Origin of the sequence: Vibrio sp. H11, from assembly GCF_004804295.1 — a bacterium.
Classification (GTDB): domain Bacteria; phylum Pseudomonadota; class Gammaproteobacteria; order Enterobacterales; family Vibrionaceae; genus Vibrio; species Vibrio ostreae.
Map to the genome: position 1 here is coordinate 75,591 of NZ_SSHN01000016.1, position 15,472 is coordinate 91,062.

7 protein-coding genes, 1 tRNA gene, 1 rRNA gene and 1 riboswitch are annotated in these 15,472 nt (G+C 52.2%); of the genes, 5 read left to right on the plus strand and 4 right to left on the minus strand.

What is annotated here, in order from left to right:
- Positions 1-83 precede the first annotated feature (83 nt).
- From galU to E6C74_RS19020, 3 genes are all read left to right on the plus strand, one after another.
- Entirely contained in the window at positions 84-953 is an 870-nt protein-coding gene (galU, locus tag E6C74_RS19010; RefSeq protein WP_136487622.1) for a UTP--glucose-1-phosphate uridylyltransferase GalU, read from the plus strand.
- A gap of 135 nt (positions 954-1,088) precedes the next feature.
- The gene (uvrA, locus tag E6C74_RS19015) at positions 1,089-3,911 is read left to right on the plus strand and encodes an excinuclease ABC subunit UvrA (RefSeq protein WP_136487623.1); all 2,823 of its coding nucleotides are present in this window, start codon (positions 1,089-1,091) and stop codon (positions 3,909-3,911) included.
- A gap of 69 nt (positions 3,912-3,980) precedes the next feature.
- Positions 3,981-5,813, plus strand: coding sequence for a PglL family O-oligosaccharyltransferase (locus E6C74_RS19020; RefSeq protein WP_136487624.1), 1,833 nt, complete (start codon positions 3,981-3,983; stop codon positions 5,811-5,813).
- Positions 5,814-5,869: 56 nt separating this feature from the next.
- On the opposite strand, the gene E6C74_RS19025 is transcribed toward E6C74_RS19020, so the two are convergent.
- Positions 5,870-6,991: an alanine--glyoxylate aminotransferase family protein gene (locus E6C74_RS19025; RefSeq protein WP_136487625.1), complete on the minus strand. Its 1,122-nt coding sequence runs from the start codon at positions 6,989-6,991 to the stop codon at positions 5,870-5,872.
- Positions 6,992-7,166: 175 nt separating this feature from the next.
- Positions 7,167-7,344: riboswitch (Lysine riboswitch) on the plus strand.
- A gap of 106 nt (positions 7,345-7,450) precedes the next feature.
- Here E6C74_RS19025 and lysC point away from each other — a divergent pair.
- Positions 7,451-8,800 (plus strand): lysine-sensitive aspartokinase 3, encoded by a 1,350-nt coding sequence (lysC, locus tag E6C74_RS19030; protein ID WP_136487626.1) that lies wholly within the window; start codon positions 7,451-7,453, stop codon positions 8,798-8,800.
- A gap of 79 nt (positions 8,801-8,879) precedes the next feature.
- Here lysC and metH read toward each other — a convergent pair whose 3' ends face one another.
- Entirely contained in the window at positions 8,880-12,560 is a 3,681-nt protein-coding gene (gene metH / locus E6C74_RS19035) for a methionine synthase (RefSeq protein ID WP_136487627.1), read from the minus strand.
- Between the two features lie 190 nt (positions 12,561-12,750).
- On the opposite strand from metH, the gene E6C74_RS19040 reads away from it, so the two are divergent.
- Positions 12,751-14,076 carry a sodium:proton antiporter gene (locus E6C74_RS19040; RefSeq protein WP_136487628.1) on the plus strand — a complete coding sequence of 442 codons (1,326 nt, stop codon included), beginning with the start codon at positions 12,751-12,753 and terminating at the stop codon, positions 14,074-14,076.
- Between the two features lie 882 nt (positions 14,077-14,958).
- Here the strand turns inward: E6C74_RS19040 and E6C74_RS19045 are convergent.
- Positions 14,959-15,035 (minus strand) — tRNA-Asp (locus tag E6C74_RS19045).
- An 86-nt stretch (positions 15,036-15,121) separates the two neighbouring features.
- Positions 15,122-15,237 (minus strand): 5S ribosomal RNA (rrf, locus tag E6C74_RS19050).
- Positions 15,238-15,472: the final 235 nt, after the last annotated feature.

A 15,472-nucleotide genomic window follows, 5' to 3' on the forward strand; every position in this document is an offset into this window, starting at 1 on the left:
AGTCACGCCCCAGAACATGGTAAAGTCGTAGCCAAATTGGCTTCCAACTATACAGAATCAAAGAAAAATAGGGCTTTAAACTTATGATCAACAAATGCCTTTTCCCGGCAGCTGGCTACGGCACCCGCTTCTTACCGGCAACAAAATCAATGCCAAAAGAGATGATGCCAGTGGTGAACAAACCTCTGATTGAATATGGTGTTGAAGAGGCCATTCAGGCGGGTATGACTGGTATGTGCATTGTGACCGGACGAGGCAAGCACTCGATCATGGACCACTTTGATATGAACTACGAGCTGGAACATCAGATCAGCGGCACCAACAAGGAAAAACTGCTGGTTGATATCCGTTCGATCATCGATACCGCGCAGTTCACTTACATCCGTCAACGCGAGATGAAAGGCCTGGGTCACGCGATTCTGACCGGTCGTGAACTGGTCGGTGATGAACCCTTTGCCGTGGTGCTGGCCGATGACCTGTGTGTGAATGAGCAGCAGGGTGTGCTGGCCCAGATGGTTGCACTGTACAAACAGTTCCGCTGCTCGATTGTCGCCGTACAGGAAGTCCCGCAGGATGAGACCCACAAATACGGTGTGATCTCAGGCGAGATGATCAAAGACGATCTGTTTCGCGTGGATGACATGGTGGAAAAACCAGAACCAGGTACTGCACCGAGCAATCTGGCGATCATCGGCCGCTACATTCTGACTCCGGATATTTTTGAGCTGATCGAAAATACCGAACCAGGCAAAGGCGGTGAAATCCAAATCACCGACGCGCTGCTGAAACAAGCCAAAGCGGGCTGTGTGCTGGCTTACAAATTCAAAGGTAAGCGTTTCGACTGCGGCAGCGTTGAAGGCTACATTGAAGCCACCAACTACTGCTTCGAGAACCTGTACCAGAAAGATCAGCAAAAGGTTGAGCTCGACAAGCACTCAACCCAGAAATCATAATTGCTGTACCTGACCTGATTCTGCAAGCCATCCTCCGGGATGGCTTTTTTTAACTGTTTTTTTATCCAGTAATTATTTGCACACTTGTCACTCTATGTAATACTTGTCCGACTTGGTATGACATAGAGAAAACTGATGGATAAAATCGAAGTTCGTGGTGCCCGTACCCACAATCTGAAGAACATCAACCTGACCATTCCGCGTGACAAACTGATTGTCATCACCGGGCTGTCCGGCTCGGGTAAATCATCGCTGGCTTTTGACACCCTGTACGCTGAAGGACAACGTCGCTACGTTGAATCCCTGTCGGCCTATGCCCGTCAGTTTCTCTCTTTGATGGAAAAACCCGACGTCGACCATATTGAAGGTCTGTCGCCGGCCATTTCTATCGAACAAAAATCGACCTCTCACAACCCACGCTCAACCGTCGGTACCATTACCGAAGTCTATGACTACCTGCGTCTGCTCTATGCCCGGGTCGGTGAGCCACGTTGTCCGGATCACCATGTGCCGCTGGCCGCACAGACCATCAGCCAGATGGTCGATAAAGTGCTGGAAATGCCGGAAGGCGCCAAGATGATGCTGCTGGCACCGATCGTCAAAGAGCGTAAAGGTGAGCACGTTAAAACGCTGGAGAATCTGGCCGCACAGGGCTTTATCCGCGCCCGTATCGACGGTGAAACCTGTGATCTGTCCGATCCGCCGCCGCTGGAACTGCATAAAAAGCACACCATTGAAGTGGTGGTGGATCGTTTCAAAGTACGTAGCGATCTGCAGCAGCGTCTGGCAGAGTCGTTTGAAACCGCGCTCGAACTGTCCGGCGGTATCGTCGTGGTCGCTCCGATGGACGGTGACGGTGAAGAGCATGTCTTCTCCGCCAACTTCGCCTGTCCGCACTGTGGCTACAGCATGCGTGAACTGGAGCCGCGCCTGTTCTCATTCAACAACCCGGCCGGTGCCTGTCCGACCTGTGACGGTCTTGGCGTACAGCAGTATTTCGATCCGCAGCGCGTGATTCAGGATGACAGCCTGAGTCTGGCCCAGGGCGCGATTCGCGGCTGGGATCAGAAGAACTTCTACTACTTCCAGATGCTGACTTCACTGGCCAAACATTACGATTTCGACCTGCAGGCACCATTTAAACAGTTACCGAAAAAGATCCAGGACGTGATCCTGAACGGCTCCGGCCGCACCGAAATCGAATTCAACTACATCAATGACCGTGGTGACATCCGGGTTAAACGTCATCCGTTTGAGGGCATACTCAATACTCTGGAGCGCCGTTACCGCGATACCGAATCCAACTCGGTGCGTGAAGAGCTGGTGAAATATATTTCGACCAAATCCTGTGCCAGTTGTGACGGCACCCGGCTGCGGCTGGAAGCACGTAATGTGTTTGTCAACGACACCACCCTGCCGCAGATTGTTGAACTGAGCATTGCTGACGCGCTGCAGTTTTTCCAGTCGCTGCAACTGGAGGGCCAACGCGCCAAGATCGCCGAGAAGGTCATGAAAGAGATCAACGACCGGCTGCATTTTTTGGTCAACGTCGGCCTCAACTACCTCAACTTATCGCGCAGCGCCGAAACCCTGTCCGGCGGTGAAGCACAGCGCATCCGTCTGGCAAGTCAGATTGGTGCTGGCCTGGTTGGCGTAATGTACGTGCTGGATGAGCCGTCTATCGGCCTCCACCAGCGTGATAATGAGCGCCTGCTTAGCACCCTGACTCATCTGCGCGATCTGGGCAATACTGTCCTGGTGGTCGAACACGATGAAGATGCCATCCGCCTTGCCGATCATGTGATTGATATCGGTCCGGGAGCCGGAGTGCATGGCGGCGCTGTGGTTGCCGAAGGCACGGTGCATGAAATCATTGCCAACCCGGACTCGCTGACCGGCCAATACCTCAGCGGCAGCAAAGCGATTCAGATCCCGGCCAAACGCGTGCCTCGTGACCCGAAAAAAACCGTCGAGCTCATCGGCGCCTCCGGTAACAACCTCAAAGACGTTAATCTGTCGCTGCCGGTGGGCCTGTTCAGCTGCATTACCGGCGTATCGGGCTCCGGCAAGTCGACCCTGATCAATGACACCTTCTTTAATATCGCTCACATCGCCCTGAACGGCGCCACCACCTCCAAACCGGCACCGTACAAATCGATTCAGGGTCTGGAGCACTTTGATAAGGTGATCGATATCGATCAGAGTCCGATTGGGCGTACACCACGCTCGAACCCGGCCACTTATACCGGCATTTTCACGCCGATTCGCGAGCTGTTTGCCGGTACTCAGGAGTCGCGCTCCCGCGGCTACAAACCAGGCCGTTTCAGCTTTAACGTCCGTGGCGGACGCTGTGAAGCGTGTCAGGGCGATGGCGTAATTAAGGTTGAAATGCACTTCCTGCCGGACGTGTATGTGCCGTGTGATATCTGTAAAGGTAAGCGCTACAACCGCGAAACCCTGGAAGTGCGCTACAAAGGTAAAACCATTGATGAAGTACTGGAAATGACGGTGGAAGACGCGCGAGCTTTCTTCGAACCGGTGCCGGTGATTGCGCGTAAACTGCAGACCCTGATCGATGTCGGCTTGTCTTATATTCGTCTGGGCCAGGCAGCAACCACTCTGTCCGGTGGTGAAGCACAACGGGTCAAACTGGCGCGCGAGCTGTCGAAACGCGATACCGGCAAAACCTTATATATTCTTGATGAACCGACCACAGGTCTGCACTTCCACGATATTCAGCAACTGCTCGATGTCCTGCACCGCCTGCGCGATAATGGCAACACCGTGGTGGTGATCGAACACAACCTGGATGTGATTAAAACTGCCGACTGGATCGTCGATCTCGGTCCGGAAGGTGGCCAGGGCGGCGGCGAAATTATTGCCGAAGGAACCCCGGAAGATGTGGCCCAGATCGAAGGTTCACATACCGCGCGCTTCCTTAAACCTATGTTGAAATAGAAAAAAGCGCTAAAGTGAAGAAACCAGCGGATGACGCTGGTTTCTTTTTTCGTTTACTAGTGAGACGTTATGGCAACCTTGTTACTCAGTGGCACTCAGCTCGAACCGCAGGCCCCTCGAGCTCCGTTGAATAAACCTTTTCTCCTGGTGCTGGGCGCTGTTTACCTGCTCGCCATGCATTTTTTCATGCCTAATCCCGGCGGCTCCGGACTGGCGCTGGCTTTTAATCCGGCGACCTGGCTGACCCTGAGCGTGGCACTGGCCATTGGCCTTTATCAGCTGGCCTCCTATCGTAAGCTGCGTTACTCCAAGCTAAGTATTGTCCTGCTGATCTGCAGCGTAATTATGTCGCTGCCGATGCTCTACACCAATGCCTACTGGCCGGGAGCCATCAGCCGCATGACCGGATTATGGGCCGGCCTGCTGCTGTTTATCGTGCTGCAGCAGTTCTACTTCAGTAATAAACACAAACAGCGTCTGTTGTGGTACATCATATTGGGCTGTCTGATTGAAGCTGCCTTTGGCCTGGTGCAGTATTTTGTGCTGCAGCCAGGCAATCCGTTTGGCTACAATGCCATCGATAATCGTCCGTATGGCATTTTCCAGCAGCCTAACGTCATGGCCAGCTTCCTCGCCACTGGCCTGGTTTTGTCCGGCTACCTACTGGCCCGTCAGCCGAAGAAATACAACAAACACCTCAGTGAAGTGAGCCTGCTTTATCTTACCCCACTGATGACAGTACCGCTGCTGATCGTTCTTGCCTCACGCACCGGCTGGCTGTCGGCCATTCTGGGAGTGGGTCTGATCCTGCCGTATCTGTACCGTTTTTCTCCCCGCCAGCGCTTCGTTAACTGGCTGCTGGCCACACTGGGCGGGATACTAATTGGTATCGGCGCCATGTACTCCCAGGGCGGCGATGGTCTGGTGGCGGACAAAGCGGATCTGGACAGCCCGCGCCGCTACACCTTCCCGCAAACCCTCGACATGCTGATCGAAAAACCGTTTACTGGTTACGGCTACGGCGACTTCGAGTCCAGTTATATTCTCTACACCGCACGCCAGCACCAGCTCAATGATCAATACCCGGCCGGTCTGCCGGCGATGGACCATCCGCACAACGAAATCCTTTACTGGGGGGTCGAAGGCGGCCTGTTGCCGGTTCTGGGGATGGCCATTGCTGCGGCTTTTGTCCTACTGCGAATCCGCTCAGCCAAACGGGGGACCCGGCTGGCGATGTTTGCTCTGGTGCTGCCGATCCTGCTGCACACCCAGCTTGAGTATCCGTTTTATCACTCCGCCATTCACTGGATCACCTTCGTGATCCTGCTGTTCTGGATCGATCTGCGCGTCGCCAGATTCCATGTGGTCCGTTTTAGTAAGATCAGCCGTTCGGTGCTGCGCGTACTGAGCCTGATCCTGCCGCTACTGACCGGGTTTTATATGCTCAGCGCGCTGCACACTAACTACGTTCTGATGCAGTTTGAGCACTCCAAGCCGCGTAATCCGGCCCTGCTGGATAACGTCACTAACCCTGTTGTATGGCGTGACCGCTTCGACTGGGATGTGTACAGCACTTACCTCAATATAGGTCTGGCACAAGACAAACCTGAGTATATCCAGCCGTACATTGACTGGTCGCTGGACATTATCAGACACAAACCGCGCCCGGCGTTTTACAGCAATCTGATCCTGGCCTATCAGGGGCTGGGCGATAACAGCCGGGCCGAACAAATCCGCGCCGAAGCCAGTTTCCTGTTTCCGGGCAAGGATTTCAGTCAGATTCAATACCGGGCCCCGTCTGAAGCGCTATCTCAGACTGCGTCCAGCACCTCATCCGCTGATCTCGGTCACAGCCAGCTACGCAGGGCTTTAGACTCTTTACCTGAGCCTGCTAACCAGTGATCAAAAAAGGTGGCCTTGCGCCACCTTTACTCTATCTGGATCTCATGTCGCGACAATCAACGCTGCAGCGCTTCTTGTAGTGCTTTCAGACACAAGGCAATATTTTCAGAACGGGCGCCATAACCCATCAAGCCGATTCGCCACGCTTTACCCGCCAGCGCGCCCAGGCCAGCACCGATTTCCAGGTTGTACTCTTGCAGCAGATAACGGCGCACCGCTGCATCATCAACGCCTTCAGGAATATAAACCGCATTCAGTTGCGGCAGGCGGCTTGCTTCATCCACCACAAAGCTCAGCCCGAGCGTCTCTAAACCTGCTTTTAATTTCTGGTGCATCTTACTGTGTCGCGCCCAGGCATTCTCCAGCCCTTCATTTTTCAGGACCAGCAGTGCTTCATGCAGTGCATACAGGCTGTTGACCGGAGCCGTATGGTGGTAGCTGCGCTTACCCTGCCCGCTCCAGTAACCCAGCACCAGGCTTTGATCCAAGAACCAGCTCTGAACCGGTGCCGTGCGGGTCTGAATTTTTTCAATCGCCAGCGCAGAAAACGTCAGCGGCGAGAGACCGGGTACGCACGACAGACATTTCTGACTGCCGGAATAGACCGCATCCAGCTGCCATTCATCCACCAGCAGAGGTACACCACCGAGCGAGGTGACGGCATCAACAATCGTCAGCATACTGTGTCGCTTGGCAAGCTGGCCGAGCGCTTTGGCGTCGCTGCAGGCACCGGTCGAGGTTTCAGCATGCACAAAGGCCAAAATTTTCGCATCCGGATTCTGTTCGATAGCGGCGGCCACTTTATCTACCGAGACTGGCGTCCCCCATTCATCATCCACCAGTACCACTTCACCACCGCAGCGCAGCACGTTTTCACGCATGCGCTCACCAAACACGCCGTTACGGCACACAATCACTTTGTCACCCGGCTCGACCAGATTGACGAAACAGGCTTCCATACCGGCACTGCCCGGCGCCGAGACAGCAATGGTAAATTCGTTCTCGGTCTGAAACGCATATTTAAGCAGTTGTTTGAGTTCGTCCATCATGGTGATAAACAGCGGATCAAGGTGACCGACGGTCGGACGACTCAACGCCTGCAGCACCTGAGGTGAAATATCAGAAGGCCCCGGGCCCATCAGAATGCGGTGTGGTGGAATAAAACTGCGAATAGTCATGTTGGCTCCATGCGTTGGGGGATGAAATATCAAGACTAATGCAAATTATGCCCTATCACAATTGGCCATAAGTCGAGAGGTCGAACCTGTCACATGCGCAGTGAATAATTATTTTGTCCGCAAGCAGAATTTACAATTGACATTAACGGCATAAACCCGTTCAATGTGTGAGCTATTTAGCAGAAGAGGAGCACTGCCCAGGCAGATATTTTGTGGAGCCTCAACTCCAAAACAAAATATTCAGGGGGAGTAGTGCCGAGACAAATCTTAATTGTGGTTTTGATTTGTCGGTTGACTGGGCTGAATCCCTTCAACTGTCATTGGCCCCGAGCTGATGAAGAGCTTCTGAGGTCATCTTTTCATAGTCTCACCTCTTTTTTGCTCTAAAGAACACTCTCTTCAAACATCGGATGTTGGAATACCAACCATTTTTATTTCTGGAATTCTGGGAGAAATGCCGTGAGAGCATTCAATGTCGCCAAGTTTGGCGGAACAAGCGTTGCAAATTTTGAAGCCATGAGCCGTTGCTCTGCCATTATCGAGAACAATCCACAAACCAAACTTGTGGTGAGCAGTGCATGCTCGGGCGTGACAAACCTGCTGGTTGAACTGGCGAACGGTGTCCAGGACGCAGAGCGTCGCTTGGCTGTAGTCAAAGAACTGGCAGACATTCACAACGCCATTATCGACCAACTGGCGGAGCCGGTTAAGGTTGAGAAAGAAGTACACGCTATTCTCGACAGCGTCGCGAGCGCAGCAGAAGCGGCATCGTTCCAGTCGAGTAAAAAGCTGACCGACCATCTGGTCGCATGCGGTGAACTGATGTCGACTCATATCCTGGCTCAACTGATGCGTGAACGCGGGGTTGACGCGGTGCGTTTTGACATCCGTGAAGTGCTGCGTACCGATGACAACTATGGTAAAGCTGAAGCACAAGTCGAAGAAGTGAAACGTCTGGCGCAAGAGAAACTGATTCCTCTGTGTGAGAATCAGGTTGTCGTCACACAAGGTTTTATCGGTTCCGATGAGCAAGGCAATACCACCACTCTCGGCCGTGGCGGCAGTGACTACTCAGCGGCGCTGATCGCCGAAGCGGTTCAGGCTTCAGGCCTTGAGATCTGGACCGACGTACCGGGCATTTACACCACTGACCCGCGTATCGCACCAAAAGCATCACCGATTCCGGAAATCACTTTCAGCGAAGCGTCAGAAATGGCCAACTTCGGTGCCAAAATTCTTCATCCTTCAACGCTGGTACCGGCGATTCGTCACGGTATTCCTGTGTTCGTCGGTTCATCGAAAGAACCGGAAAAAGGCGGGACCTGGATTCGTCAGCAAGTGGAAGAATCACCACAATTCCGTGCTCTGGCACTGCGTTGCAACCAAACCATGGTGACCCTGCGCAGCGACAAGATGTTCCATGCCTACGGTTTCCTGGCCAAAGTGTTTGAAGTGCTGGCGAAATATAAGATCTCGGTTGATTTGATCACGACTTCAGAAATCAGTGTTTCCCTGACTCTGGATAAAACCGATACGTCAGGCGGCGCACCGGAACTGCATCAGGCCGCACGTGAAGAGCTAGAACAACTTTGTACGGTAGAAGTCGAACACAACCTGTGTCTGGTTGCTCTGATCGGTAACCAGATGGAAACCAAAGGTTACGCTAAGCAAGTGTTCAGCACCCTGGGTGACTTCAACCTGCGCATGATCTGTTACGGCGCGAGCGATCACAACCTGTGCTTCCTGGTTGACGCACCGGTCGCGAAGAACGTCATCCAGACTCTGCACCAGGAGCTGTTTGAAGGTTAATGCTCTGCCAGTGCCAAGTAGTGAGTTTCAGGCATTAAAAAGGTCACCCTCGGGTGACCTTTTTGTTGGCTGGCGTTTATCAGCCGTTAATATTCGGACCGAGCCATTTTTCCGCTTCCAGGTTGTCCCAGCCCTTACGCTCGGCGTAACTCTGGACCTGATCATCCTGAATCTGTGCAATAGCAAAGTAACGCGAGTCCGGATGCGAGAAGTACCAGCCCGACACTGAAGCGCCCGGCCACATCGCATAACTGGTGGTCAGCGACATACCAATGGTCTGCTCGACGTTGAGCATTTCCCATAGCGTACCTTTCTCGGTGTGCTCCGGACAGGCCGGATAACCCGGTGCCGGACGAATACCCTGGTATTTCTCACGAATCAGCTCGTCGTTAGACAGGTTTTCATCGGCTGCATAACCCCAGATTTCCTTACGCACTTTTTCATGCAGGCATTCAGCAAATGCTTCCGCCAGACGATCCGCCACCGCCTGAATCATGATCGCGTTGTAATCGTCGCCCTGCGCCTTGTACAGATCCGCCAGCTCACGCTCACCGATACCACCGGTCACCGCAAACGCACCAATCCAGTCCTGCTTACCACTCTCTTTCGGCGCAATGTAATCGGCCAGACAGTAGTTAGCGCCTTTCGGCTTCAGGGTTTGCTGACGCAGGTTATACAGCACATGCGCCACCTCGCTGCGCGACTCATCGGTGTAGACTTCAATATCATCACCAATGCTGGCGGCCGGGAACAAGGCACACATGCCGCTCGCTTTAAGCAGGTCTTCGCGTTCAACCCGATCGAGCAGATCGTTGGCATCTTTAAACAGACGCTGCGCTTCTTCCCCCACCTCTTCATGCTCGAGAATCGCCGGGTATTTGCCCATCAGAGACCAGGTCATAAAGAACGGAGTCCAGTCGATGTACTGACGCAGCGTAGCAATATCAAAATCGTCAAATACATGCACACCCGGTTTAGCCGGGACCGGCGGCGTGTAGCTGTCCCAGTCGATCGGCGCTTTATTGGCGCGTGCTTCTTGCAGCGTGACCGGACGGCTTTTCGGCGTCTTACGCGCGTGCTGATCACGAGTACGCTCGTAATCCAGATTCAGCTTTTCGATAAAGGCCGGCTTCTGCGTTTCCGACAGCAGCGCCGAACACACACCTACCGCGCGAGAAGCGTTGTTCACGTACACCACCGGCTGATGATAGTTCTGCTCAATCTTCACCGCAGTGTGTGCTTTCGAGGTGGTCGCACCGCCGATCAGCAACGGCAGATCAAAGCCCTGGCGCTCCATCTCTTTGGCGACGTGCACCATCTCATCCAGTGACGGAGTGATCAGACCGGACAGGCCGATAATATCCACCTGCTCTTCTTTGGCGACTTTGAGAATGGTCTCACACGGTACCATCACGCCCAGGTCGATAATTTCGTAGTTATTACACTGCAGCACCACGCCAACGATATTCTTACCGATGTCATGCACATCGCCTTTCACCGTCGCGAGCAGAATCTTACCGTTGGAAGAACCGGATTGTTTTTCTGCATTGATGAACGGCTCAAGGTGCGCCACCGCCTGTTTCATTACCCGCGCCGATTTCACCACCTGCGGCAGGAACATCTTACCTTCACCAAACAGATCGCCGACCACGTTCATGCCGTCCATCAGCGGACCTTCAATCACTTCCAGTGGTTTGCTGGCATTCACACGGGCTTCTTCAGTATCTTCAACGATAAATTCAGTAATACCTTTCACCAACGCGTGCTCAAGACGCTTGGCGACCGGCCAGGTACGCCACTCTTGTGCAGACGCATCTTCCTGCTTGCCGACCGCATTTTCGCGGTACTGTTCGGCGATTTCCAGCAGACGCTCGGTACCATCGTCACGACGGTTGAGCACCACGTCTTCCACCGCTTCACGCAGTTTGTCCGGCACGTTATCGTAAATCTCAAGCTGCCCGGCATTGACAATGCCCATGTCCATGCCGTTTTTGAAACAGTGGTACAGGAACACAGCGTGGATCGCTTCACGCACATAGTTGTTACCACGGAACGAGAACGATACGTTAGAGACACCACCGGAAATCATCGCGTGCGGCAGATCGCGTTTGATGTCCGCCACGGCATTGATAAAATCCAGGGCGTAGTTATTGTGTTCATCGATACCGGTCGCGACCGCAAAGATGTTCGGGTCAAAAATGACATCTTCCGGCGGGAAACCGACTTCATCGACCAGGATATGGTAAGCACGGGTACAGATTTCCAGCTTGCGCTCACGGGTGTCCGCCTGACCGACTTCGTCAAAAGCCATAACGATCACTGCCGCGCCATAGCGACGAACCAGCTTAGCCTGCTGAACGAATTTCTCTTTACCCTCTTTAAGGGAAATCGAGTTCACGATGCCTTTGCCCTGGATACATTTCAGGCCGGCTTCAATCACTTCCCATTTGGAGGAGTCGACCATGACCGGAACCTTGGAAATCTCCGGCTCGGAGGCACACAGGTTAAGGAAACGCACCATACACGCTTCCGCATCCAGCATACCTTCATCCATGTTGATATCGATGATTTGGGCACCGTTTTCCACCTGCTCGCGCGCGACATCCAGCGCCTCATCGTACAGCTCTTCTTTGATCAGACGTTTAAAGCGGGCAGAACCGGTAACGTTGGTCCGCTCACCGACGTTCACAAACAGTGTCTCTTTAGCGATGTTGAGCGGCTCAAGGCCTGACAGGCGACATTCTACATTCAGCTCTGGCAGCGCGCGGGGCGTTACGCCCTCAACAGCTTGCGCCATCGCCGCAATATGTTCTGGTGTGGTACCACAACAGCCGCCGACCAGGTTAAGGAAACCCGTTTGGGCCCATTCAGAAATGTGCTCAGCCATATCTTCCGGTGACAGATCGTATTCACCAAATGCGTTTGGCAGACCAGCGTTCGGGTGAGCAGAGACATAGCACTCAGAAATACGCGACAGCTCTTCGACATACTGACGCAACTCATCCGGACCCAACGCACAGTTAAGACCAAATGAGATCGGACGCACGTGACGCAGCGCATTATAGAACGCTTCTGTTGTCTGGCCAGACAGTGTCCGGCCGGAAGCGTCGGTAATGGTGCCGGAAATCATCACCGGCAGCTCAATCCCCATTTCTTCAAATACCGACTCAACCGCGAAAGCACACGCTTTGGCATTCAGAGTGTCAAATATGGTTTCGATAAGAATCAGGTCACTGCCACCGTTAATCAGCGCACGGGTCGACTCTGAATAAGCCGTCACCAGTTGATCAAACGTAACGTTACGATAGCCGGGATCATTCACATCCGGTGAAATCGAACAGGTCCGGTTGGTTGGACCAAGCACGCCAGCGACAAAACGTGGCTTATCCGGTGTCTTTGCCGTCCATTCATCGGCAGCTTCACGGGCTAACTTTGCCGCCGCGAAGTTAATCTCTTCACTCAGCGATTGCATATCGTAATCAGCCATCGCAATTGTAGTGGCGTTAAATGTGTTGGTTTCCAGAATATCCGCGCCGGCTTCCAGATAAGCAGAGTGAATTTCTTTAATCAGTTGAGGCTGACTCAGTACAAGTAAGTCATTGTTACCTTTGAGATCGCAATGCCAGTCAGCAAAGCGCTCACCGCGATAATCTTGCTCTTCCAGTTTATAGCCCTGAATCATCGTACCCATACCACCGTCAATGAGTAAGATACGCCTATTCAGTTGCGTTTCGATTTGGTGTCTCACATTACTTCCCACAGTACAGCCTCATTCCTTATGCCTTTTGACATCCTATCACACATTGATTAGAAATCTAGACGTCTAAAATACCAAATTGGCACTTATTATTCCTATTATCAATGAATCATGCAGCACTAAAAAAACGTTTGCTATTTGCTCAACATCCAACGACAATTTCGCTCATATTTTGTTACACAATGAGAAAAAAATGTCGGTCTATTACACTCTGTGCTTTCTATCTGCCGCGGCGATGATGATCGCCTTTTTAAACAGTAAAATAGGGAAGATGCAAACCACCATTGCCATAACAGCGGGTTCTATGCTCCTCTCGTTACTTATCTTAATTGCTGGTCAGAATAATTGGTTCCATCTGACACAAATCGCCACCGAAACCGTCACTAGTATCAACTTCGAAAATTTTCTTCTCAAAGGCATCCTTGGTTTTCTTCTCTTTGCCGGCGGCCTCGGTATCAAACTTCCTAATCTGAAAGACCAAAAATGGGAAATCACCGTCTTAGCGCTCGGAGCGACATTATTCTCCACCTTTTTTATCGGTTTCGTTCTGTACGGTTTCTGCCACCTGATTGGTATTCAGTTTGATTTGGTTTATTGCTTACTGTTTGGCGCTCTCATTTCTCCGACCGACCCTATCGCCGTTCTGGCTATTGTAAAAAAACTCAACGCGCCCAAGCGTATCTCGACTCAAATCGAAGGTGAATCCCTGTTCAACGATGGTTTCGGCCTGGTTATCTTTGTCACCATCTTTACCATTGCATTCGGCACTGAAGCGCCTACCGTGATGAGCGTGACTGGCCTGTTTATCCAGGAAGCGATTGGCGGTATCGTCTACGGTTTCCTGCTTGGCCTGCTGTTCCATTATCTGATTAGTGCCACTGATGACCACTCCATGGAGCTGCTGCTGACCATTGGTGTTCCAACCGCAGGTTACGCATTCGCGGATGTGATCCATGTATCCGGCCCGCTGGCGATGGTAGTATCCGGTATCATGATCGGTAACTGGACCCGCTTTATCGGTTTCTCTAAAGAGAGTGAAGAACATCTGGATCACTTCTGGGAACTGGTCGATGAATTCCTTAACGGCGTACTGTTCCTGCTGATCGGTATGTCAATGCTGCTGTTTGAATTCCACCAAGAAGACTGGATTCTGATGGCATTTGCGGTCCCTCTGGTACTGGCTGCCCGCTACCTGAGCGTGTTTACTTCATACATTGGTTTCAAACGCTACCGCAGCTACAACCCGTGGTCGATTAAAATTCTTACCTGGGGTGGTCTGCGTGGTGGCCTGGCGCTGGCTATGGCTCTGTCCATCCCGTCTGGCGTAATGATCATTCCTGATAAACTGATTGATGTAAAAGAGCTGATTCTGGTCATGACCTACGCGGTCGTGGTGTTCTCGATCTTAATTCAGGGCTCAACCATTACCCCTATGATTGAGAAAGCCAAGAAGGAAGAGAAAGCGATGGCGCAGCAAAGCGCTGCACAAGAGAGCCTGGTTAAAGACCAACAGTCTTAAACCCAGCAGATCAACACGCACATATGAGAGCCCCGCAGACTACTGCGGGGCTTTTTTGTAGGTGTTATCAAGTTCTAAGGAGTCTATTCCAGATTCTAGCATCGTAATTCCTTAGGTAAAAATAGCGGCACGGCTATCTACCCGACATCAGCACAAAAGATGCTTCTGCCTTCTCTCATACCAAGGGGCCAAGGTGAAGCTCCTAAATGTCAGCGGACACCTAATCTAGGTTGGTGCAGTATCAGCTCTGTGGGCTGTATCCGTCGTTCAATTAGCCTAGGAACCTATGCTCTGAAGTTGTAACGAATCAGATAAAAGATATGCCGTAATCACTTGGAGTGAAAAATCTCTCCTTATAGGCGCTGGAAGTCCGAGTTTGAAATAGCACCCAATAAAAAAGCCCAGGCACAAGTCTGGGCTTCTAAACAACAATGGCAGACGGCCAGCATTGCTGCGGGGACGCCTAGTCTAGGGTTTCGAATAAGTGGCGGATGGCCGGGCTGGCGCACCATCGGAGACGCGTACGTCTGGGACTCGTTCGGCCAAAGGACGAAACGCTTCTCTACCACCAAAAACAAAAAACCCAGTCATAAGACTGGTTTTCTGTAAATAAGTAACGGACGGCTGGGGTCGCACACGACGGGCAGGCCTCCCTGCGGGACTCGTCATCGCAACGCGATGAATTTGGCTCAGCTTAAAACGACAAAACCCCAGTATTACTGCGGGGACGCCTAGTCTAGGGTTTCGAATAAGTGGCGGACGGCCGGGCTGGCGCACCATCGGAGACGCGTACGTCCGGGACTCGTTCGGCCAAAGGACGAAACACTTCTCTATCACCATAAACAAAAAACCCAGTCATAAGACTGGGTTTCTGTAAATAAGTGGCGGAGCGGACGGGACTCGAACCCGCGACCCCCGGCGTGACAGGCCGGTATTCTAACCAACTGAACTACCGCTCCGCATTGGTCAGACTATAAAAGTCTTTTCTCGTTTTTGCTTTCAGGCTATTCCTTAAAAAAGGAGCAAACTGAAGCAAGTAATTAAAGCCTGGCGATGTTCTACTCTCACATGGGGAGGCCCCACACTACCATCGACGCTGTTTCGTTTCACTTCTGAGTTCGGAATGGAATCAGGTGGGTCCAAAACGCTATGGTCGCCAAGCAAAATTTTGTCAGGAACAAAATTTAACGCACTTTAGTGCGGCCCGGAGGGTTAACTACATGGATGTAGTTAATAAATTCAATTCCAAAATTCGGAAAGCTGTTTTCGTTCTCATTACACATTCAATGTACTTATCATTGAGTCCATCAAAACCCCTTGGGTGTTGTATGGTTAAGCCTCACGGGCAATTAGTACAGGTTAGCTCAACGCCTCACAACGCTTACACACCCTGCCT

Bases quoted from the DNA above. Each gene is read 5' to 3' on its own strand.
- uvrA (WP_136487623.1), top strand. From the start codon at position 1,089: ATGGATAAAATCGAAGTTCGTGGTGCCCGTACCCACAATCTGAAGAAC.
- E6C74_RS19025 (WP_136487625.1), bottom strand. From the start codon at position 6,991: ATGACTATTCGCAGTTTTATTCCACCACACCGCATTCTGATGGGCCCG.
- galU (WP_136487622.1), top strand. From the start codon at position 84: ATGATCAACAAATGCCTTTTCCCGGCAGCTGGCTACGGCACCCGCTTC.
- E6C74_RS19040 (WP_136487628.1), top strand. From the start codon at position 12,751: ATGTCGGTCTATTACACTCTGTGCTTTCTATCTGCCGCGGCGATGATG.
- E6C74_RS19020 (WP_136487624.1), top strand. From the start codon at position 3,981: ATGGCAACCTTGTTACTCAGTGGCACTCAGCTCGAACCGCAGGCCCCT.